Annotated in this window: 18 protein-coding genes, 1 tRNA gene and 2 pseudogenes; 9 read left to right on the top strand and 12 right to left on the bottom strand. The window is 59.4% G+C overall.

The genetic code is table 11. The annotated features are described in order from the left end of the window. Positions 1-42: 42 nt before the first annotated feature. Entirely contained in the window at positions 43-1179 is a 1137-nt protein-coding gene (locus tag ASH00_RS12110) for a VanZ family protein (protein ID WP_056548799.1), read from the top strand. Positions 1180-1238: 59 nt separating this feature from the next. Here the strand turns inward: ASH00_RS12110 and ASH00_RS16715 are convergent, their stop codons facing one another. Further along, positions 1239-1406 (bottom strand): hypothetical protein, encoded by a 168-nt coding sequence (locus ASH00_RS16715; protein WP_157359107.1) that lies wholly within the window; start codon positions 1404-1406, stop codon positions 1239-1241. A gap of 130 nt (positions 1407-1536) precedes the next feature. Here ASH00_RS16715 and ASH00_RS12105 point away from each other — a divergent pair, with 130 nt between their 5' ends. The 4 genes and pseudogenes from ASH00_RS12105 to ASH00_RS12085 all read left to right on the top strand — a co-directional run bounded on the left by ASH00_RS12105 (position 1537) and on the right by ASH00_RS12085 (position 5883). Then, complete coding sequence (locus tag ASH00_RS12105; protein ID WP_056548797.1) at positions 1537-1995, top strand: acyltransferase family protein; 459 nt, start codon at positions 1537-1539, stop codon at positions 1993-1995. Between the two features lie 183 nt (positions 1996-2178). Then, on the top strand, positions 2179-3123 hold the full coding sequence (locus tag ASH00_RS12100) for an SGNH hydrolase domain-containing protein (RefSeq protein ID WP_157359106.1): 945 nt from the start codon (positions 2179-2181) through the stop codon (positions 3121-3123). 108 nt (positions 3124-3231) lie between these two features. Beyond that, a pseudogene (locus ASH00_RS16460) lies at positions 3232-4015 on the top strand (ATP-binding cassette domain-containing protein); the annotation flags it as partial. Positions 4016-4467: 452 nt separating this feature from the next. Then, a complete protein-coding gene (locus ASH00_RS12085) occupies positions 4468-5883 on the top strand; it encodes an O-antigen ligase family protein (RefSeq protein WP_056548788.1) in 1416 nt (471 codons plus the stop codon). On the opposite strand, the gene ASH00_RS12080 is transcribed toward ASH00_RS12085, so the two are convergent. After that, the gene (locus ASH00_RS12080; RefSeq protein WP_056548786.1) at positions 5861-6316 is read right to left on the bottom strand and encodes a hypothetical protein; all 456 of its coding nucleotides are present in this window, start codon (positions 6314-6316) and stop codon (positions 5861-5863) included. The genes ASH00_RS12085 and ASH00_RS12080 overlap by 23 nt on opposite strands. Before the next feature lie 10 nt (positions 6317-6326). After that, positions 6327-6881: a GDSL-type esterase/lipase family protein gene (locus ASH00_RS12075; RefSeq protein WP_082566088.1), complete on the bottom strand. Its 555-nt coding sequence runs from the start codon at positions 6879-6881 to the stop codon at positions 6327-6329. Positions 6882-7182: 301 nt separating this feature from the next. Here ASH00_RS12075 and ASH00_RS16815 point away from each other — a divergent pair. Then, a pseudogene (locus ASH00_RS16815) lies at positions 7183-7926 on the top strand (ATP-binding cassette domain-containing protein); the annotation flags it as partial. Between the two features lie 76 nt (positions 7927-8002). Here the strand turns inward: ASH00_RS16815 and ASH00_RS16705 are convergent. Continuing rightward, positions 8003-8167 (bottom strand): hypothetical protein, encoded by a 165-nt coding sequence (locus ASH00_RS16705; protein WP_162252853.1) that lies wholly within the window; start codon positions 8165-8167, stop codon positions 8003-8005. 201 nt (positions 8168-8368) lie between these two features. Here ASH00_RS16705 and ASH00_RS12065 point away from each other — a divergent pair. The 3 genes from ASH00_RS12065 (at position 8369) to ASH00_RS12055 (ending at position 10953) form a co-directional block, all read left to right on the top strand. Continuing rightward, positions 8369-8440: transfer RNA gene (locus ASH00_RS12065), tRNA-Gln, on the top strand. Between the two features lie 45 nt (positions 8441-8485). Continuing rightward, positions 8486-9976, top strand: coding sequence for a bifunctional UDP-N-acetylglucosamine diphosphorylase/glucosamine-1-phosphate N-acetyltransferase GlmU (glmU, locus tag ASH00_RS12060; protein ID WP_082566087.1), 1491 nt, complete (start codon positions 8486-8488; stop codon positions 9974-9976). Then, on the top strand, positions 9973-10953 hold the full coding sequence (locus ASH00_RS12055; protein WP_056548781.1) for a ribose-phosphate diphosphokinase: 981 nt from the start codon (positions 9973-9975) through the stop codon (positions 10951-10953). The genes glmU and ASH00_RS12055 overlap by 4 nt, the downstream gene beginning before the upstream one ends. A 173-nt stretch (positions 10954-11126) precedes the next feature. Here ASH00_RS12055 and ASH00_RS12050 read toward each other — a convergent pair whose 3' ends face one another. The 8 genes from ASH00_RS12050 to ASH00_RS12015 form a co-directional block, all read right to left on the bottom strand. Then, on the bottom strand, positions 11127-12347 hold the full coding sequence (locus tag ASH00_RS12050) for a transposase (protein WP_235563283.1): 1221 nt from the start codon (positions 12345-12347) through the stop codon (positions 11127-11129). 185 nt (positions 12348-12532) lie between these two features. Further along, positions 12533-13153, bottom strand: a complete 621-nt coding sequence (locus ASH00_RS12045) for an LPXTG cell wall anchor domain-containing protein (RefSeq protein WP_056548779.1) — start codon at positions 13151-13153, stop codon at positions 12533-12535. A 243-nt stretch (positions 13154-13396) separates the two neighbouring features. Next, positions 13397-15298, bottom strand: coding sequence for a DUF4012 domain-containing protein (locus ASH00_RS17020; RefSeq protein WP_235563282.1), 1902 nt, complete (start codon positions 15296-15298; stop codon positions 13397-13399). Between the two features lie 14 nt (positions 15299-15312). Then, positions 15313-16785: a sugar transferase gene (locus tag ASH00_RS12035; protein ID WP_327019693.1), complete on the bottom strand. Its 1473-nt coding sequence runs from the start codon at positions 16783-16785 to the stop codon at positions 15313-15315. Between the two features lie 20 nt (positions 16786-16805). Next, positions 16806-18269, bottom strand: a complete 1464-nt coding sequence (locus tag ASH00_RS12030) for a polysaccharide biosynthesis tyrosine autokinase (RefSeq protein WP_056548777.1) — start codon at positions 18267-18269, stop codon at positions 16806-16808. A 103-nt stretch (positions 18270-18372) separates the two neighbouring features. Beyond that, positions 18373-19377, bottom strand: coding sequence for a GDP-L-fucose synthase family protein (locus ASH00_RS12025; RefSeq protein WP_056548775.1), 1005 nt, complete (start codon positions 19375-19377; stop codon positions 18373-18375). Beyond that, positions 19378-20406 carry a GDP-mannose 4,6-dehydratase gene (gene gmd / locus ASH00_RS12020; protein ID WP_056548773.1) on the bottom strand — a complete coding sequence of 343 codons (1029 nt, stop codon included), beginning with the start codon at positions 20404-20406 and terminating at the stop codon, positions 19378-19380. A gap of 27 nt (positions 20407-20433) precedes the next feature. Then, positions 20434-21717 (bottom strand): glycosyltransferase family 4 protein, encoded by a 1284-nt coding sequence (locus ASH00_RS12015; RefSeq protein WP_082566086.1) that lies wholly within the window; start codon positions 21715-21717, stop codon positions 20434-20436. Positions 21718-22097: the final 380 nt, after the last annotated feature.

Below are 22097 nucleotides of genomic sequence, written 5' to 3'. Positions count from 1 at the left end.
GCGGGAGTACTACCAGCGGACTAACTACCGAACGGAGGAGTCATGGGCGTGTGGACGTGGCCGGCCATCGTCGGTGTTCTGTTCGGTACGGCCGCTTTCCTCGTGATCCTGGTGCCGGTGCTGGCGTATCAGTACCGGCGGTACGGACGGTTCACTGCACGCCGTGTGCTCGGAGTGGCGGCGGTGAGTGTGTATGGAGCTGCCGTGGTGGCATACACGCAGCTACCGCTGCCTGACAGCCGTGGGAGCCGGTGCCCGACGCCGGGTTTGAGCCCGCAATGGCAGCCGTTCTCGTTCGTATCGGACATCGCTGAGGTGGCGTCGGCATCTGGCACACTGGGCCTGCTCACCAGCCGTACCGTTCTGCAAGTGTTCTTCAACGTGCTCCTGTTTGTCCCGTGGGGAGTCATCCTGCGCGGCTTCGCTGGGCGGTCCGTCCTGGTGGCCACGCTGACCGGGCTTGCTGCGTCCCTCGTGATCGAGGCGACGCAGGCTACCGGGATGTGGGGCTTCTACGAGTGTCCTTATCGGTTAGGTGACGTCGATGACCTGATCCTGAATACTTCCGGGGCGTTGCTCGGTGCCTTGGTGGCTCCGGTGGTGCTGTGGTGGATGCCCCGCCCGCAGACGTTCCGCGCCAGCCAACAGTTGCCAAGACCGGTGACCAACCTGCGGCGCTGGGTGGGCATGGCGGTGGACGTGGCGGCCTTCCACCTGGTGGGTTTCGCGCTGGTGGTCATGTATCGGCTGTTGCTGCCGCAAGGGCCGGTGCTACCGGACGAGCCCACTCTCATCGAAGCGATCCTGCTTACGCTGGTGCCCGCGCTTGTCGTTTTCTTCCTTCCCGCCTGGCGGGGTACCGGAGCGTCGATCGGTCAACACGCGATGCGGCTCATCCCTGTCTGGAAGGTAAAGGCTTCATGTGGTCGCAGAACAGGGCGGGCGGCATCGGTAGGCGGCACGTATGCGCTGTTGTTGTTCTGCTCCCACTTGCCGGGCGCTGCACCCTGGACGGACGCCGCCGGAGTACTTGCGTGGATCCTGTTGCTAGCTGTGTTTGTAGCAATTCCGCTGACCGCACAGCGCGGATTGTCTGGAGTTCTCACCGGTGCGCGGATGCAGGACGAACGCCTGGCTAACATACCGGCGCTTCAATCGGGCGCGCCGGAACGGTCGTAACGAAGAAGAGTTCGTACGGACGAGTGATGGGTCACGGGAGTTTGTCATTGCGCCTGTAATCACCGGCAAGACTGCGCGAGCTGGCGCCTGCTGCACTGGTTAGCCGTTACCCAGGCGCGCCGCCCCTCGGACTGCTCAACCCATTGCACGTACACCAGTTCGCTGGTCCAGGCCTGAGCGAAGGCAGGGTAGGTTTCGCGCCGACCGGAGGGCCAATTCAGCGCCACCCAGCAGGGAACACCTTTCGGCGGTCGCGTAATGCCCGCTGCAGGATCCGCCTGTTGCGTCGGCGGAATGCAGTCATCTCGATGCGGTGGCGGTGCGGAATGATGGAGGTGCATGAGGAAACGTTAGAACTTGGCTACGACACTTCACCCCTCGCCGACGTTGAGGCAGTTCTATTTTGTCTGGCCGTTGATCATGGTGCTCGTGGCGGTACTTGCCGCAGCGCATAGGCGGAAGTGGTTGGTAATCGTACTCGGGTGCCTGTCGGTGGTGTCGCTGCTAGGAGGCGTGGTCCTCACGGGGATCAGCCAGCCCTGGGCGTTCTTCTCCCTGCCCACCCGCGCATGGGAATTGGGCCTGGGCGGCTTGGTGGCGTTGGCCGCACCGTTGCTGACGCGCATGGGTACGAAGCTGGGCCGCGTGGCCGGGTGGCTCGGTTTGATTACCGTGGTGACGTCGATTTTCGTATTTACCCATGACTTGCCCTTCCCGGGGTGGTATGCCCTCGTTCCGGTGCTCGGTGCTGCCTTGATGATTGGCGGCGGGCACGCCTACGAACTTCGGTTACTGCAGAACTCGTTGCTTCAATAATTTGGCAACATCTCCTACTCCATCTACCTGTGGCATTGGTCCCTACTGACCCTGGCAAAAAATTCGGCTCGGCGGGGATTTCAACGGTTGGGTAGCCCTGGCCTGGTGATGCTGTCGGTGGTGTTGGCGGACCTCACCTACAGGCACGTTGAACTGCGGTTCCAGCACAGCCGTGTATTTAAGATGAGGGCGGTCAGGTCGTACGCATTGGGCGCCGGCGTCACTGTCCTTGCCCTTGACGTCAGCTTCAGTGCGACAAAGCTTCCAGACCTGGATGCCGGGAAAACAGTTGCGGCGCCCGTTGACCAGCAAGTGCTGTCCGCCCCGACCACCTCCGAGTTTGTGCCATCAAATCTGACACCGGCGCTGGAACGCGCGGCCGATAGCACTCCCAAGGTGTACGCGGATGGATGCCATGGGGCCTACGAAACGACGGCGTCCCCGGATTGCACCTACGGGGATAGGGCAGGGACGGAGTCAACCGTTTTATTCGGTGACTCTCACGCTGCGCAGTGGTTCACGCCCCTGGACGAGGTGGCAAAGGAAGAAGGCAAGAAACTGATCAGCCTGACCAAGTCCTCCTGCCGCTCGGTGGATATCCCCGTTCGGGGTAAGGTCTCTGAGGCCTATCCACAGTGCGATGAGTGGAGGCAGGACAGCCTCGAGCGCATCAAGACGCTGGCACCTGACCTCGTTGTGGTGTCCAACTACGGCAGCGTCTATCGGGAATTGGGCCGCGACCTTGGTGATTTTGATCAGGCGTGGCGCGAGGGCCTGGAAAGGACCATTAAGGAGCTCCCGGAGGGCACTGACGTCGTAGTCCTGGGAGATACTCCGGGCTGGGAGATTGCCCCCAGCGTCTGCCTTTCCACGAACCTGCAGGACGTCGGCGAATGCGAGTCGCCCACGGAGGATGTAGTCGATGCTGAAGTGGCCAGCATCGAGCAGGAGGCGGTCCAATCGGCCGGCGGTCGCTACGTTTCGCCGATTGAATGGGTCTGCCAGGAGACCTGCTCGCCTATCGCGTGGAACCTGCTGGTGTACCGGGACACGCACCACCTGACCAATGAGATGGCAGGTGCATTGTCGGGCCGGCTGCAGCAAGCCCTAGACGTGTCCGCTTCGTAGCGGCGGGTCCTAGGAAGTGCCGTGCGCCGTCTTTTCTTGCGGAGGCCGCAAGAGGGAACCTCCTCGGAACGAAAGTTCCTCGGTGCCTGATCGCCTTGGCCGGTCTTTCTGACGGCGATCCTTTCGCAGGACGTGCGCGAGCTTGAAGAAGCCAATCACCTCCGCGTCACCGAGCTGATTGAGCAGGAGAAGCGGGTTCTGTCGGTCGGCGGGAAGGAAGTATCGGCGAGCCAACTGGTCGAACAGCCCGGCTTCACCAACGAGCGGCAGTGGACGCCGGCCGGTCACCTGTCAGGTGGTGAGCGGCGCCGTCTCCAACTGCTGCGTCTGCTGGTGGGGGAGCCGAATGTGCTGATGCTCGATGAGCCCACCAACGACCTGGACACTGGCACTCTTGCGGCCGTTGAGGACGTGCTCGACGGGTGGCCCGGGGACGCTCATTGTGGTCTCGAACGACAGGTACATGCTCGAGCGCGTCACGGACACCCAGCTGGCGTTGCTGGGCGACGGGAAGATCCGCGACCTGCCCGGCGGCGTGGACCAATACCTGCAACTGCGCCGCGGAGCGGCGATATCCGGCGACAAGCTTGCCGGCACCCCGATGGGGTCGGACAGTGGCAACGGTACGACGACGGCGGCAGCCGGGTCCGCGGGCCCGTCACCGGAAGAAGCCCGCCAGGCGAAGAAGGACCTGACCCGCATTGAGCGGCAGATGACGAAGACGAGCTCGCAGATCGAGAAGATCAACCAGCAGATGAGCGACGCCGGTAGCAAGGCAACGGTCGACTTCGAGAAGGTGGCAGGCCTCGACGCCAAGCTCCGGGAGCTTCAGGCCGAGCAGGAGTCCCTCGAGGGGCAGTGGTTGGAGGCCGCCGAGGTGCTGGGGGAGTAATAGCGCAGCAGACCGCGAGGCGAGCCAGGGGCTTACTCCGCTCGTCCAGCGGGTGTTCTGTTGCACGGGATTACAACTGCGCTAAGCCAGATTATGGCGGGCGGTGAAACTGCGGTATGACGCTGCGTGCGAACAGGCCCTGTAAAATAGAGCACGCCGGGGCGCATGGGATTCCGCGGCCACTTCATTCTGGTGCACGGAATTCTTTCTTGGGGAGGATCATTGTCCGTTCGGTTACCTGCGCTGCCGTCTCTGACTGGCATCCTTTTTTTGCGGCGCTTGCTGTGTTGGTGTCGCGCTTCGGTTGGATGCTGATGGCGGCGACGATCGGCCTGAGCGTCGTCGTGTTCAAGTTCTACGAGACGCCCGGTCGGCGGCTCATACGTCGATGGGCAAATAATCGGCCAGTGAGAAGCCCTTCCCAAACCCGCGATTAGCCAGGAGAACCACTGATGACGCTCTTGCGGAACCAGAGAAGCGTAGACCTACGAGATTTCATTTGGGTGCCCGGGGCGCTCGGGTGGGTGTTGATCGCGGCGGGCATGATCGTCATGCTGGGGCCTTTCTTGGGGCTCGCAGCGGGGCTTATGCCGATCATCTTGGTGCTCATCGTGCAGAAATCTTGGTTTCGAATGCTCCTGGTCGTGGTCGGAGGGCTTTTCGTATTCGGCTCAAGTTCGGACGTTGGCCCAGCGAAAGTTCTCTACTTCGCCGTGCTATTGCTATGTGCTGCCGTTTCCTTTGTCCGCCTAGTCAAGGACCCACCCGCATATCTCAGACACTTCAGATTCCTGCCAGCTCTCGGACTCTGCTTCATTACCTTCATGGTGCTGTCAACGTTCGCAGGAAGTGCCGACTACATAACAGCCATCCGGCAAAGTGTTTTCTACTTCATGGTGCCGATTGCTCCGATCATCGGGCTCGACGTCGGACGTGATTTGAAACCGAAGGTCGTCATGCGTTGGATTGGGGTTATAGGCACCGCCGCCGCAATCGGTTTTGCTACCGACTGGCTCGAACGGCGTGGCGTATCGAGCCTTTCGGTAGGCAAGATCATGCTCTCTAGCCTTATTCTTCCTGCGCTGGCGTTTTCTCTAGCCTTCGTCCACGTCGCCCTGGCTAAGGGGTCTGCCAGATTTTCTTGGGCTATCTCGGTTGTCGTCATTCCTGTCGCAATGCTGATCACCGGAACTCGAACTAACCTCGTCATTTTCCTCGCTGTCCTCGCGGTCATAGGGTCGGCTCAGAAGTTCCGGGTTCCCCTGATCCGTGCTGTCGTGATCGTAGGTTCGTGTGTCGCTGCTGCGGCAATGCTGATACCTATCTTGGGGAAGTACGTGCTGAATAGTCCTGAGTTCCTTGAATCCCGGGTTGAAGCAATGAATGGTGTCCTAACGGGGACAGGCGCCGATCAGTCACTAGCTAGCCGTAGTGAACAGTACGATTACGCCGCCTCTATGATCGCTGAATCACCGTGGTTGGGTTGGGGTGCAGGATTCGTCGCACCGATGAGCATGGATACGCCGCTCGTAACCATCGTAAAACTGGGCGCGATCGGGACGATGTTCCTGGTTGGGTTCCTTATCATGACGTTCGTGGGGATCATGCGGTCCGGTCGAGCAATAGGTGGGAGCCCGATGCATACCGCCTCGCTAGGGCTAGGTGTAATCATCTTGGCGAACATCCCATTTGGGACGCCCATTGAAGATCGTGGGTTCGGCTTCACCCTCCTCTTGATATTCACCGGAATCGCATCGACGATAACTAGTCCTCCCCGTGATGGATTCGGTACGGTTTCCCCAGTCTCTCCGATCGCGATCGAGCGTAGGAGAACTAGTGCCGGGTTTAGATCAGGGCGGCGGTCTTAGTGATGTTTCCTGCCCATGCGTCCTTGAAGCGGTAGGTTTCGCCATCGGGTACCAATTTGACGCACTGGATAAGCGTCTTGCCTGCCTTGACTGTGAGCCGCTGAGTTCGGAATCCGACCTGCCCATTGGGAATAGGGAGCTCCGAACCATAGCTCGCGCCGCCATCGCGGTATACGTCGTAGGCCCGATCACCAAATGCGGCACCGTCGTACTGCTGCAGATAGGCGTAGGCGTAGGCGTAGCGGGTGACAGCCCCGGTCTCGATGTTGGAGACTTCCAGTTCCACGCCGAAGTCGATCACGTCGCCCACGGCCAGCGCGGTCCCGTCGATGGTGATGTTGCTGGTGAGGGTGCAGTACCCGGCAGCGGGTACAACAACTTTGAGGACGTTCCCGCCGATGCCGTGCGTCCGGGCGGGGTTGGCGGCATTCAATACTGATCCTTCACTGGTTGTTCCAGCCGCCGAGGGTCTTGGTGGTCGTGTTCACGTTCCCGATTGCCCCGGTGAAGTGGGGCGTCGTGAGCAGGTTCAACGGTGTCCCAGTGGCGGACGCCCGGACCCGGTTGACGGGCACGAACGGTCGGAGCGCCTCCGCAATCACACGTCCGCCCGACGTGGCTCCAGCGAGGCTGGGGTGGATGCCATCATGAACATGGGTAGCAAGGGGCTTGAATCCAGCCTGCCGGGTTCTGCCCCGCCGTAGCGAGTCAGCGACGATTATGCCTGGGGTTGACCGGGCATACTCCCGAATCCAGTTGTTGCCCGCAATCCGGTAAGTGTCCTGTCCTGCGCTGTAGGTGGTCGATGGTGGGATGGTGTGTGCGAAGACGAGGACTCCGGCGTCAAGTGCCGCCTCGTACATGGCTTCGAGGTGCGTGGTGGTATTGTCGTCCGGTTCGTCGTTCGTTCCGGCGAGCAGCGACACAATGGCTGGGTTGTGCGCCAGCACATCGGCAGCGAACCGGGCGACTATCTGACTGCTTTCCTGACCCCCGATTGCGCGTTACCGAAACTTCGAGGTTATGCATCAGGTAGACGTTGGCCCAGTTGTGAATGCGCTTACCGTCTAGCTCTGAGTACCCTGCCCACCGGCTGGGCGTGGCGATGCTCACGCCGGCACTATGCGCTGATCGAGTCGCCAACGAGACGGTGGTGTTCGCTGGGCGTTGCCGCGAGGTTCTCGTCTTGCTGGCAAATGTGATGCTTAGTGCAGTACGCTCCTTTGCCTGCCCAGCCGATTCATCCGCAGGGGACCTAACCGCTACACAGGAACGGTCGAAAGACCCACTCTGTCCATCGGCTGGTTGAAGCGCGGCAAGACCGTGTCGACGGCGAACTTGTCACAGGACGTGAGCGAGTTCGACGACGTTAACCTTCTCCGCGTCACTGAGGAGATCGAGAAGGAAAGCGTGTGGTTTCGGTTGATGGGAAGGAAGTGTCGGCGAGCCGGCTCGTGAAGCAGCTTGGCTTCACCAAAGAGCGGCAGTGGACGCCGATGGGTGACCCCTCGGGTGGTGAGCGGCGGCGTCTCCAACTGCGTCTGCTGGTGCGGAAGCCGAATGTGCTGATGCTCGATGAGCCCACCAACGATCTGGATACTGATACGCTCGCGGCCGTTGAGGATGTGCTGGACGGTTGGCCGGGCACGCTTATGGTGGTCTCGCACGACAGGTGCCTGCTCGAACGCGTTACCGACACCCAGTTGGCGCTGCTGGGCGGCGGGAAGATCCGCAACCTTCCAGGCGGCATGGACCAGTACCTGCAACTGCGCCGCGGAGCAGCCTCCAGCGGGACACGACGCGGCACACCAGTGGGATCGGACAGCCGCAACGGTACGACGACGGGGACAGCCGGGTCCGCCGGTTCCGGCACCGGAGGGGACCCGCCAGGCGAAGAAAGATCTGACCCGCATTGAGCGGGAGATGACCAAGACCAGCTCGCAGATCGAGAAGATCAACCAGTCGGTGAGCGACGCCGGCAGCAAAGCCACGGTCGACTTCGAAAAGATGAGCGGGCTCGACGCAAAACTCCGCGAGCTATAGGCCGAGCAGGAGTCACTCGAGGAGCCGCGGCTGGCGGGTGCCGAGGTACTGGGGGGGAATAAAAGCCAGGCGCTTCTTATGCGGTTTCGGGAACATCCTCTGCGGCAGGTTCCAGTATTCCTGATTGCCTGTCGAGCCACGAGGGCTCAGGGCTAGGGTCGTCAGCGATAATGTGCTGCTCCACGAAGTGGTGGATGCTTTCCTTCAGATGTCCCATGTCCAACTCCTCTTCGAGCGCCATCAGGTTGATGTTCGTCAGTTTTCATCAAACGGGTTGGAATTTGCCTAGAAATAGTGTCGGCAAGAAGTCGCATCCTGAAAAGCCTGCTGGAGGTTGACGATGATCGGCGTCGCGTCAAGTCGCATGAAGGCGCTGCCTCGTGGCAAACTAAGTAACCGTGCGCCAGCACCGTGGAAACTCCATCCCTCGGTGATGGCGCGGTCCGCCCTGGTGTAACGGCAGCACCCCAGCCTTTGGAGCTGTGGAGTATAGGTTCGAATCCTATGGGCGGAACGGCAGGCCAGCAGGCGTCCGAGACAGGCAAGGAGCGGCCTCTTAGTGAGCCACGAGAACCAGTCCAATCAGGCGGAGTCAACGCCGGCGGCAGTGATAGTACTGGCAGCCGGAGCCGGAACCCGGATGAAGTCCCGCACACCTAAAATCCTTCACCGTATCGGCGGCACGTCCATGGTGGGCCACGCGCTTGCTGCGGCTCGCGGTCTTTCCCCTCGCGAACTGGCTGTGGTTGTCCGCCACGAACGGGACCGTGTCGCCGCACATATCGCCGAACTCGATGCCGGAGCGCTCATCGTGGATCAAGATGACGTGCCCGGCACCGGGCGCGCCGTTCAGGTTGCGCTTGACGCTCTGGACGCGCAATCGATTGTCGAGGGGACCGTCGTCGTCACCTACGGTGACGTCCCACTGCTCGACACAGCAACACTGCAGGAGCTCGTGCGTACGCACGAACAGGAATCTAACTCGGTAACGATCCTCACGTCAGTTCTGGACGACGCCGCCGGGTACGGACGCATTGTGCGAGCCGTTGACGGTACTGTCACCGGAATCGTGGAACACAAAGACGCCACCGAAGAGCAGCGCGCCATCAAGGAGATCAACTCGGGCATCTACGCGTTTGATGCCTCAGTGCTTCGTGAGAGCCTCACCAGTGTTGACTCGAACAATGCTCAGGGAGAGATGTACCTGACGGACGTTCCATCGATCGCACGAAAGGCAGGCGGCCGCATAGCCGCAGTCGTTTCATCTGATCGCTGGCAGGTCGAAGGTGCGAACGACCGCGTGCAGCTTGCCGCGCTTGGCGCGGAACTCAACCGGCGCACACTTGAGCGGTGGATGCGAGCAGGCGTAACAATCGTTGACACCAACAGCACCTGGATTGACGTAGACGTCCAGCTTGACGAGGACGTCACTATCCTCCCGGGAACACTCCTTCACGGAGCGACTCAGGTTGCACGCGATGCAATCGTTGGTCCAGATTGCACCTTGACTGACGTGGTGATTGAAGAGGGTGCGACGGTCACCCGGACGCACGCCAGCGGTGCGCGGATCGGGGCCGGTGCTTCAGTGGGCCCGTTCACCTATCTGCGCCCAGGAACCGTGCTGGGCGAGTTCGGCAAGATCGGCGCTTTCTACGAGACGAAGAACGTGACGATCGGCCGTGGGTCCAAGCTCTCCCACCTCGGCTACGCCGGCGATGCGGAGATTGGCGAAAACACCAATATCGGCTGTGGCAACATCACCGCAAACTACGACGGCGTCGACAAGCACCGCACCATCATCGGCAGTGACGTCCGGACTGGTTCTAACACCGTCTTCGTAGCTCCGGTGTCGATCGGCGACGGTGCTTACACGGGCGCCGGTGCGATAGTCCGAAAGGACGTGCCTGCCGGCGCGCTGACCATTGTCGCCGCACCGCAGCGTAATCTGGATGGTTGGGTCGAGCAGAACCGTGCCGGCATCGGAGCCGCTGAGTCGGCCGCTAAGGCTTCCTCTTCACATTCATCCACGGAAGAAGGCGATCCTTCATGAGCGAGATCACGGCACGCGGGGAAAAGAAACTGGTCCTCGCCTCGGGGCGCGCCCACCCGGAGCTGGCGGAAGAGATCGCGCGGGTTCTGGACACGGAGCTCCTGCCGATCTCGGCCTACGACTTTGCGAACGGTGAGATCTACGTCCGATCGGGAGAGAGCGTCCGCGGTACTGATGTGTTCGTTATTCAGGCTCACCCCGCTCCGCTGAACAATTGGCTCATGGAGCAGCTGATTATGGTGGACTCTCTGAAGCGTGCTTCTGCCAAGCGCATCACCGTCGTCTCTCCTTTCTACCCCTATGCCCGCCAGGACAAGAAGGGGCGTGGGCGCGAACCTATCTCGGCTCGCCTCGTTGCGGACCTTTACAGGACGGCGGGCGCTGATCGATTGATGTCGGTTGACCTTCACACCGCCCAGATCCAGGGCTTCTTTGATGGTCCGGTAGATCACCTCATGGCTATTCCGCTGCTCGCTGACTACATCAGAGGTCGCGTGGACGCTGACAACATCACCGTTGTGTCTCCGGACACCGGTCGTGTTCGGGTCGCTGAGCAGTGGGCAGAGAGGCTGGGCGGAGCGCCACTGGCATTCGTGCATAAGAGCCGTGACCTTACCGTCCCGAACCAAGCGATATCGAAAACAGTCGTGGGTCAGGTCGAAGGCCGCACCTGTGTGCTCATCGACGATATGATCGACACCGGCGGAACCATCTCGGGCGCGGTAGCGGTGCTGAAAAACTCAGGCGCGAAAGACGTCATCATTGCTGCGACGCACGCAGTCTTCTCGGACCCCGCTGCTCGCCGTCTGGCGGAGTCAGGTGCGCGAGAGGTAGTGGTGACCAACACGCTGCCTATCGGACCCGAGAAGCGATTCCCGCAGCTGACCGTATTGTCTATTGCACCTCTGATCGCGCGCGCTATTCGTGAGGTGTTTGATGATGGTTCGGTAACGAGCCTTTTCGACGGCAACACTTGAGCAGAGCGGGTGTGGGAAGCCGGTCGGCAGCAGAACCTGACCGGCTCCCTTTGTCCAGCGGGGGGATAACCGGCTCTCCGCGTTTCGTGGTGAATTCCACTGTCGGGAGGAAGTTCGGCCTGCTGTTCTAGCGGCACTTCGCAACATGATACGGATTTTGTAGTTGGCGCTGTTCACGAATCCCCGGCCGGTCCTCTTGATGTTTCGATGGACATGTTGTTCGCTTCGACCTTCGCGGTGGTGGCCCTGGTGATGATGAGGACTTCGATCTCGTTCCACCACCGGCAGACTGTGCGGTAGAGCCTGCGAGCCTCGGATTGTTCGGTCCGCTCAACCAGTTCCTGCAGCCTTGGTTTCGCCGCGGCGGCGGCTTCGATGGAGCCGCCGCCCAGCAGCGTGCGCAACTGTTCCTTGACCTCCCAGTCGGCTTGGAGCCTGCCGGTGGGGGCATCGACCGCGAACACCACCTCCAACCTGTTCCTGGCACGATCCGAGAGCCGATCTTCGCCCTTGAGCAGCAGCCGCCGGTTCGCCCAGACCGGGTCCGCGGCCCGGCCGCGGCTGCCCTTCGTTTCCTGCGTCAGACGCTGGGCTGAAGGACCGCGGTCACCATCGCATTTCCACGCATCACCAAATGAACGCATCGACGCTGACAGCGGTCCGTGGCAGCCACATCCGCAGCGCCGCCGATGGGTCGATCGCCACCACCTGCACCCCGAGGCGCCACTGAAGTGGCCTGGCTTTGAGCTAGTCCCCGACCGGTACTGTCTACCCCCGTCAACCACACCAAGGACCCGTCCGGGTATCCAGATCCACGATCGTGGACATCCAGGGCTCGAACCGCTTCCTCGCCTTGGTCTGCGGGTCCTGGAAGAAACGTACGGAGCGGAACCGGTGCTCATCAATGCCCAACCGCGCCGGGCCAGTAGATCCACGCAGGGAAGCTTCAGCGCGGCGGCGTCCAGGGCACGCTGCACCAGCCACCACGACATACCGAACGCCGTCGCTGTCTCCGTGGCGGCGCGGCCGGATCCGATCACAGCATCCACCAGTGACTCGCGCAGCCGGGAGGTGGACCGGGAGAACGCAGGCACCTGTGGTGTCGCCTCCGCGAAGGTCTTCCGCCCGCATTGCGGTTCGCCGCAGAAGAACCGAAGTTTGGTCCAGATCGCCTCGACCGGGCCGGCGATGAGGATGTAGCGGATGCGTTGGAAGCGTTTGGAGTGCCGGCGGGAGCTGATCACCCCGCAGCTCCTGCAACCGGCCTCCAGCACTGATTCAACCCGGATCCTGCGCTGCCCGAAAGCAAGCACCTCCGCAGCGGTGACGCGGTAGCGGGGAAGGTTGAAAACATTGGTAGCAGCGTCAGAGCGCTGGTCAGTAGGCTCGTTCAAGGCTCGTGATTCCTGTCAGTGATGAATGCGTCAAGAACATTCTTCCCAAGAGGGCCACGAGCCCTTCTGCGCTTACGACACGAACCCAGCTTTCACCACGGAACCACGGAGAGCCGGATAACCGGCAGACGAAAAGACCCGATCGGAGCGAGGCTCCGACCGGGTCTTTTCGCTTGCTAAACTGCTTATGCTTCGGCGCCTGCGCGACGACGAGCAACAAAGATGCTTCCTGCGCCGAGACCCAGAGCGCCGATGCCAGCTGCACCCCAGAGGAGCATTGCCGAGTCGATGCCGGTGTTCGCAAGGCCACCGCTGGTGGTGCCGGTGGCACCGGTCGAGCCCGTGGTGCCGCCACCGACAGTTGCTTCAGGAGCGTCGACTACCACAGTTGAAGAAACAGTAACTCCCGACTCACGCCCCGTGGCTGTGAGAGTGTAGGTGCCCTCTTCCTCAAGCGTTACGGAGTAGGAGAAGTTGCCTTCAGCATCAGCGGTCACAGTGTCAGTGAGCACGACTGCCATTGGCAGGATTGGACCGCCGAGGGCTGCGCCAACGCGGCCAGCTCCAGCAGCAGCACCCGAAGCAGCAGGCTCGCCAGCAACGAAGTCAACGGTGATGTCGATGATTTCTCCGGGCGTGAAGAGACCCTGGTTGCTACTGAAGACAACAGCCTCGCCCGGTGCAACGGTACCGTCACTGACTGTGCCCTGAGAAGGCGTCGGATTGTATGTAAGAGCCTGAGCAGCGCCGGCTCCAACGAAGGTGAGTGAGCCGGCGATTGCGACGGCTGCGATAGTTTTTTTCATAGAGACTCCCCAGTAAAGGTGTTTTGCGGCAGACTTCTAGCGGTGATCGACCTGAAGATGTATTTCCCCCAGCCTCAACTACCCTGAGATAAAGTCTAGCAATGAGAAGGTTCGCTGATCGTCAGCGAACCTTCAGGTCTTCCTCAGGGTTTCCGCATCTAACCTTACCGCATAACCGGACCAAGTCGAAAAAAATTCGTCTCAGAAATGGATATTTAACCAACACTAAACTTTTTGTCCAATTCAGCTACAGGAAACGTCGCCTTGCAAAGGCAACTTGACCTCGCTCAAAGGTTGGATGGTGGGCGTGATGTCTAAGGTTGGTTCCGATGTCTGAACGACATTCGTGAAGTCCACTTCAACAGACGCAGTTTCCCCTGGTTCGAGATTGGTGGTCAGTACGCCAACAGGGCGTTCACCGTGGCGGTAAGAACCTAGTGGAACCGCTTCCCCGTTTATCCGGGCTGTCTGGAGCCGTGACCGGTCGGGACCGTACGCCACAAAGTTCGTTTGTACATGACCAGGTGGCACGCCAGACGCTCCTCCACCGGTGACGTAAGTGGGAAGAGCGTTCGCAGCATCGATTGGTGCAGTATTTGTAAGGGTCGCCGTCAAGGTGTACTGGAGGTAGCCGCCCGCGGTGCAGTTCTTCTCTAGCTGCACGGTGCGTCGCACGTAGTAGTCCATCTTCGCTCCCGTGCCGTCATTGAAGTAGGCACCGAAAGCTGCTCCTCCGACCGTCGATCCCGTGGCGGCACCGGCTAGAGATGTTCCTTCAATGACGTTTTGCTCGTCCGAGATATTGGACCATACATACACGCGGTCTTCGTTCGAGCTTTCAATAAGCGCCTGGATCAGCCGATCGCTCTCGCCTGCACCATCAGCAAGCGCGTCGAAGACCTTCCCTGCGACGGCGGCGAAGTACTCGTCTTGAAGAGTGGGCTCCTCAATCTCTGCGTAGACGTCAGACAATAGCGTTGATACAACGTTCTCTGCGGTGAGTGCTGTTGGAAGATCTGTCCGGGACAACTGTTCCCCGATGGCAGGGTTCTCAAAATCTCCAAGTTCGACAGGTCCTGTAGCACTCAGGATGTTGGCGAGGACTACTGGATCGAGCGCAATAACCCCATCGATGGTGACACCATCATTGCGGTCTTCCCACATGGCTTTTGCCGTTTGCGCTGCAGTCGGGAAGTCCGGTGTGAGGTTGACGCTCTGCATGAACGTGCCAAGGCGCGCGGAATAGATCTGTACCTGTACCGGATCCACCGGGATCGGCGGACTGAACTTGCCCAAGTCTGCGCCGCTTCCCTGCGCGCTCAGCTCAATCTCGCCACTCGTCACAGATACGAGTGCAAGGGCGCCAGGAATTCCGCCCGTAGCCCGGACCTCAGCGTTGTTTTGGATCAGTATCAGGTAGTTGCGCGCGCCATCGGCTCCGAGCATGGAAGGTAGGACCTCCGCCGCGGACGACGCTGCGTTGAAGGTTTCACGCGCCTGATCTAGTGCGTCAATAGCCTGTGCAAGCGGCCTGGCAACTGCGGGCATCAACCGGGAGGAATCTATGCCGGCCAAGCGGTCATAAGAGAGCTGAACGGTTGTCGCAGCCGCCGAGATGCTGGGGGCGACCTCGCGCAGAGGAGTCACGTTGATTTGGCCATCCACGGGCGTGAGCGAGCTCCAGTCAAGAGAGTCGAAGTGATCGAGCATAGGCGCAACCGCACGGTTGACCACATCATCCGCTGATACCGACACTTCGGTTACTGCTGAGAAGTTCGCGCCGATGAACGGTATCATCCCGGCTGCCTTCCACAGGGGGTCTGTTCCTGCGTTTCGGGCCTGAGCCGTATGGTCCTGCAACCTTGAAAGCGTGCTTTGCGCAGCGTCACCATTCCCTGCGATCAGCTCACTCTGCAGCTGAGGCAGGAGCTCCATAGTCGCGAGGAGGCTGCTCTGAATCTGTTGTCCGCGAAACGCGAGCCAGGCAGCACTAAGCGCGGCGACTAAGAGCACCGCGGACACGCTAAGCACAATGCGCATGCCGCGATTGTGTCGCTTGGTCCTGCGGCGTCGTTGCGCAGGCGCAGGCGCGTGTCCGTCGAGCGGCTGCGCCGGTGACATGCCGTGGCTAGCACTTTCGGTCATGATAGGTGTACTCCCTAGTAGGCACCGTGGCGGCGGACGACGGCGCGGAAAGTGCGCAGGAGGATGGTTAGATCCCCAGTGAAAGACCAGTTCTCCACGTAGTACAGATCTAGCCGAACTGTGTCATCCCAGGAGAGCAACGAGCGTCCGCTGACCTGCCATAGCCCTGTCATTCCCGGACGCACCAACAGACGTCGGTGGGCGTGCGTGTCGTATTTCTCTACTTCTGAGGGAAGTGGAGGCCGTGGACCCACCAAACTCATCGAGCCACCAAGCACGTTGAACAACTGCGGAAGTTCGTCGAGGCTGAACCGGCGGATGAAAGCACCAACGCGGGTAACACGCGGATCGTTTCTCATCTTGAACAAGACCTGGTTGCCTTCGCTGTTTGCCTGCAGTCTTTCCAGCTGATGCTCGGCGTCCACCACCATCGACCTGAACTTCAACATTGTGAAGCTGTTGCCCTCTGCGCCCACCCTTTCCTGACGAAATAGAATCGGACCCTTGCTGTCATGACGTACCGCAAGACCTACAGTGATCAATACCGGTGCGAATAGTACGACGATTAGTCCTGAACCGACCATGTCGAACAGCCTCTTCAGGAACTGCTGGCCTTTTTCGAGGTTGGGAGTGGACACGTGAATAAGGGGGAGGCCCGCTACTGGTTGGGTATGAATACGAGGCCCCGCAATGTCGGTTAAAGCTGGAACCATGATGAGCCGGATGTTTAGGTCAGCGAGTGCCCATCCCAGCGCTCGGATAGTTTTTGGAGACAGTTGGACACCGCCTGACAGAGCCACGGCGTCGGGCTCAAAATTTCGCACCGTATCAATAATGGTTTGCGCCTCAGTTGCACGCCCGATGGTCGGCAGGTCCAGATCAGCGGCAAGATTGGTGGTCGAAGGTGTTCCAGGGAGGTAAACACCCACCGGTTTATACCCAGCCATCGGCTGTCCCCTCAAGGAGCGGGCGAGGTGTTCGGCACTACTAGGCCCACCGATGATGAGAACCCTTTGACTACTCCTGCCCAACTCACGCTCGAGATGCAGGAACTTCCGAAGAATTACCCGAGAAAGGAGGAGGAAAATAAGGCCAGCTGGCAGGGCGACTCCAACGTAGCCACGTGCGGTGTCGAGTTGCAGCGCATAGGAAACGATAGCTACTAAGCCGAAAAGCCATAGGGAAGCTTCAAGAACACGCTTGTATTCCTCGGTTCCATGGCCCAGTACAACTGCCTCCCGGGACCCCAACAGGTAGAGCATGAACCACCAGGCTGCTGCAAGCGCCAGGGAAAGGATCAGATAAGGCTGGCTGGCCGAAGTAACGTTCTCCGACTCGGGTACGCCAAATCGAACGATCAGCGCCCCGATCGTCGCCCACAGGACGACGCACGCGTCGGCGATAGCGAGGTGTCTGGAATAGCGAGAGCCCCAGCTCCTTCGGCCCTTCCTCCCCGACGAGGAACCATTGTCATCTTGATGCAGCAAGGCGACCTCATCCCTTTGATTCACGACTGGTTGGGGCGCGCCCGCAGCACCTTTTCGTCAAAGTCGGAATCGATACGGCTGCGTCCCCTGGCCTTGGACCCGTCGGCTGGTACCTTAACGTTTTTGGCGGGCGACGATTCATAGGAGTAATAACTGTAGGCGTAAGCATCGGGTCCCTTGGTGGGCAGGAGATTTAGTACGACGCCTAGGACGTCGGCGTCCACCATTTCCAGCGATGCAAGGGACTTCTGCACATCGGGGAGCTTCACTTTGGAGGATCCAATCACCATGACAACGCCGCCGACCTGTTGGGCCAGCACCGCGGCATCCGTCACCGGAAGGAGCGGGGGCGCATCGATAATGACGGCGTCGAAAGTATCTTCCAGCCCCGCAATGAGCTTCTTCATCGTCTTCGATCCCAGAAGCTCGCTCGGGTTCGGAGGAATCTGCCCGGAAGTTAGAACGTACAACTCGTGCTCGCCCCAAGGCTGCAGTAGATCTCTCACGTCCGCCCGGCCAACGAGGGCGGTGGTCAGGCCAGCATTACGCTCAAGACCGAGATATTCATCCACTCTCGGACGGCGAAGGTCCGCATCAATCAGCACAACGGACTGACCTGACTGTGCCATAGCTATGGCCAGATTGATGGCCGTGGTGCTCTTTCCTTCTCCGGGCAGGGATGAAGTGACCAGCACGGTTTTGGAAGCGTGGCTGACGTGGGAGAACTGAAGGTTGGTGCGGATCTGACGGAACGCTTCGGTCCGAGGGCTCTGAGCTGGAGCCTGTGTAAGCAAGGGCTTCTTTGTTGCGTCACTGTCAAATGCTATTCCCCCCAGGACCGGCGAATCCGTTATCCTTCGGAGATCGGCTTCCCCTCTTAGCCGGGTGTCAAGGGTGGTTCGAAGCAACGCTGCGGTGAGCCCGATGATAAGGCCCACCACTAGTCCGAGAGCGAGGTTCAACCGAGTGTTCGGCGCTGAAGGGGCCGTAGGAGCTATTGCTGGCGTGACCACAGAAAGCTTGACCGGTGACGCTCCGTCTTCGGCGGTGGTCTCAAGATCTTCGATTCTCTCTACGAGACTATCTGCCACCGCCTGCGCTATCGCTGCCGCCTGGACGGGGGATGGATGAGATGCAGCGATCGTGAGGAGTACAGTGTTGACATCCGAACTGGCCTCAATGTTCTCTGCTAGCTCCGCTGGGGTCACCTCAAGACCCAAGCTATCAATGACTGGCTGCAGAACAAGGGGAGTCTCGGCCGTTTCAGCATAGGATTCAATTCGGGCTTGTGTGAATGAGTTTCCCTGTTGAAGCTCTGCGACAGACCCAGAGGTTTGGAGGGCAGCGAAAAGCCTGGTCTGCGCGGTATAGGTAGGGGCGACGCTGAGGGAGAGGACCCCAGCAGTTAATACCCCAAATACAGTGCATGCCGTAATCAGAATCCAATTCCGGCGGAGCACTCTGAGGTAATCTTTCAGCTCCAAGGTTGAGACCTTCCTAGAGGAGTCAGGTGGCTGCCATTACGACAGCACTTCAATTTCATGGCCAAGAATCCCTCATTATCAAGGAAGCGTCGGGCGCCGTGACTTATCCGCGAATATCCTTCGCATTCGCCCGGAACCACTGGACCGTGTGCTGAACGCCCTTGTCGAGACCGATCTGCGCCTTCCACCCGGCCTTCGCCAATTTCGATACGTCAAGCAATTTCTGGGGTGTGCCGTCTGGTTTAGAGCTATCCCATTCCATCGTGCCATCGTAGCCAACAGCTTCTGCAACGATTCCTGCTAGCTCTTTGATAGTGACGTCATTTCCTGTGCCTACGTTGACCTGGTCCGGGCCGTCGTAGTTTTCCAGAAGGTGCAAACAGGCCGATGCCATGTCGTCAACGTGGAGGAACTCACGTCTTGGCGAACCCGTTCCCCAGTTTGTTACGGTACGCGTTCCGTCTTGAACAGCCTCGTCATAGCGTCTGATCAGTGCCGGGAGCACGTGCGATCCCTTAGGAGAGAAGTTGTCTCCCGGTCCGTAAAGGTTCGTTGGCATGGCCGAAATCCACGGCAACCCGTATTGTCTCCGAACGGCCTGAACCTGCAGGATGCCAGCAATTTTCGCGATGGCATAGGAGTCATTGGTCTGCTCCAAATGACCGGTGAGAAGGTATTCCTCCTTGATCGGTTGTTCAGCGAACTTCGGATAAATGCACGATGATCCTAGAAAGAGCAGGCGCTCCACACCGTGATCTCGAGCGGCATCCAGCACGTTCACCTGTATCCGAAGGTTGTCGCTCAGGAAGTCAACAGGGTAGGTCTTGTTGGCAAGGATTCCACCGACCTTGGCAGCTGCAAGGATGACATAGCGTGGTTTTGTTTCCGCGAAAAATGCGAAGACGGCGTCGCGATCCTTCAGATCGAGTTCTGACGACGTCCGTCCGACAAGTTTCGTAAAGCCCTCTGATTCCAACCGCCGCCAGATCGCTGAGCCAACCAGGCCGTGATGCCCTGCGACGTAGAACTTGGAATTCCGATCGAGGGGAGCCGGCGTGAAGTCGACATCATCACCAGCACTAGTGATGCTGAGGTTCTTGACGGACACCTATTTCTCCCAGCTTCCCAGCTTGACTTCATCAATCCAGTGATTGCCCGCATGCTTAAGTGCTTCGATATCGGCGTCGACCATGATACGCGCGAGTTCTGGGGTTTCGATCGTTGCCTTCCAGCCAAGTTTGCTGTGAGCTTTGGAAGCGTCTCCGATGAGAGCGTCTACTTCTGTGGGACGAAGGTAGCGCTCGTCGAACTTCACGTGATTCTCCCAATTCAAGCCAGCATGCTGGAAAGAGACTTGTAGGAAATCACGCACGGAGTAGCCGGCGCCGGTTGCAAGTACAAAGTCGTCGGGTTCATCAACTTGGAGCATGCGCCACATGCCTTCAACGTACTCAGCGGCATAACCCCAATCGCGGATCGCGTCGAGGTTGCCCATGTACAGGACACCCTGTTTGCCAGCTTTTATCGCGGCTACTGCGCGGGTGATCTTGCGAGTTACGAAGGTCTCACCCCGCCGTGGAGATTCGTGGTTGAAAAGAATGCCGTTCACCGCGAACATGCCGTACGCTTCGCGATAGTTTTTTGTAACCCAGTAGCTGTACACCTTTGCTGCTCCGTACGGAGAGCGAGGGTAGAACGGAGTGTTTTCATCCTGTGGAGGTGGGGTGGCACCAAACATCTCGGAACTCGATGCTTGATAGAAGCGCGTATCTATGCCGGCCATTCGTACGGCTTCAAGCAGACGTATAGAGCCCATACCAGTTGTGTCGCCAGTGTGCTCGGGTTCCTCAAACGAGACACGTACATGAGACTGAGCCGCCAAGTTGTAGACCTCGTCCGGCTTGATTTCGGCGAGGAGTGTTACTAGCCGGGCACCATCGCTGAGGTCGCCATAATGGAGAAAAAGTTTCGCGCTGGGATCATGTGGATCAATATAGAGGTGGTCTACCCGCGCTGTGTTGAACGTAGACGCTCGCCGGATCAGGCCATGAACCTCGTATCCCTTCTTGAGGAGGAGTTCTGCAAGGTAGGAGCCGTCTTGGCCGGTGATGCCGGTAATGAAAGCGCGCTTAGTCAACGCGAGTCCCCCTGTTTCGTTTCAGCTTCACTTCAAGCCAGTCGATGAAGCGGTGTTCTTGCTTGCCCGGAGCGAGTGTAACCAGGCGCCATGGGCAAGTATAGCGGCGTCTTCAGACAGATAATTCGTAGCGTACATCCTACCCGCGTGACCGAGCGCCTGTGAAAGCTCCTGATCGGCAGCGAGAGTTTCCGCAATCTGGACTAGGGCTGACGGGTTGTCGGGTTCAATTCGAACGCCGCCCCGGGATTTCGCTAATTCCCCTGCTGTCGTGCTGTTGACGTCGGTTGCGGCTACCACCGGAAGTCCAGTAGCGAAGTATGACGTTAGCTTGCTTGGTACAGCGGTCTCCCTCAGCCCGGGCAGCTCATTCACTAGTAGCATATCCGCAGCACTTAAGGCTGCTTCGAACTCGTCGTCAGGCAGTGGATCGATGAACTGGATGCGATTAATTCCTTGAGCTATGTCTTCGATGTGCCGTCGCTGATTGCCATCTCCAAGAAGTGCGAAACGCACCCGCGAACGTGATTGATCAGATATGGCCGCTGCCCGCACGACATTCTCGAGTCCCTGTTTCGCCCCCATGTTTCCAGCGTGTAGTACCACTACATCGTGGTCGGCCCAGCCCAGCCTCTCTCGGACGGCGGATCGGTCTATCGAGCTTTCCACCGCAATGTGGGTCCAATTGCGTATAACTACTACGTCTTGGTTCCTCACTCCCAGACCGGTGACAGCGTAATCCCTGAACCGTTCATGTATGACGCATACGCCAGTGGCCGAGCGGAGCACAAGCCCTTCCAAGCGCCGCATCATTGAAACCAAGGTCGAAGATCCCTGACGGATCTCTTCGAGGCCGCGACTGTAAATATCCTGCACCCAAATGCCTATTGCGGGTCGTCGTCGGCTCAGTCGAAGGCGCAGGAGCGCGAGGGCGCTCGAGAAGAGCGCCGGAGTAACCATCAGAACAACATCCGGGTTCCCCCAGCGAGCAAAGAGAAGCCTGGCTCCGAAGCTGAGTTCAAGATGCATTCGTCTCATCGTCGTCGGCGTTCCGGGGATGTATTGACGGAGGCGCTTTATGCGGACGCCATTTAGAACTTCTCGCTTTTGCCATCCTCCGTAACCCTCTCTGGGCTTCCATTCCGGGTAGTGGGGGAAGCCTACGATAGCTTGTACATCGTGGCCTTCCGCAGCGAGTCCTTCGGCCAACCGGGTCACGTACGGGGCGATGCCTGTTGACTCAGGCGAGTAATTGAGGGCGAGGATAGACACACGCAACTTGGAGGGATTCACGGTCTCAAGAATAGACATCCATGATAGCCACACGTCGCGAGACCGCTTTCTTGCGCGGCACGAGAACTGTGGACGAGCAGTGTCACGAGTAGATTGCGTGATCGCCCAGCAGCAGAACTACCTGTTCTGTTACAAGCTAGGGAGCGAGTCACGTGCTCCGGTAGCGGCACAGCCCTGCATGCGAGACTGTTCAGCGATTGTGTAGCTTCCGTCCAAAACTACGCGCTCCCGCGTCCGTCGAGTAGCCTGAATCCGGACGGTGAGTTCCTCCTCGCTCCTCAGGTGATGAACGACTAGAGAGACCTTGTTGTGAAAGTCAGCATTTCAGCGCCGTATCCGGAAGGTGTAGCTATGTCGCTGGCCCGCGCAACCAACTGTGTCTTACCAACGTCAGTAGG

The sequence above is a fragment of the Arthrobacter sp. Soil782 genome, from assembly GCF_001428435.1.
Classification (GTDB): domain Bacteria; phylum Actinomycetota; class Actinomycetes; order Actinomycetales; family Micrococcaceae; genus Arthrobacter_D; species Arthrobacter_D parietis.
Note: the sequence above shows the minus strand (reverse complement) of the source record. Positions and strands in the feature narration are given on the sequence as shown.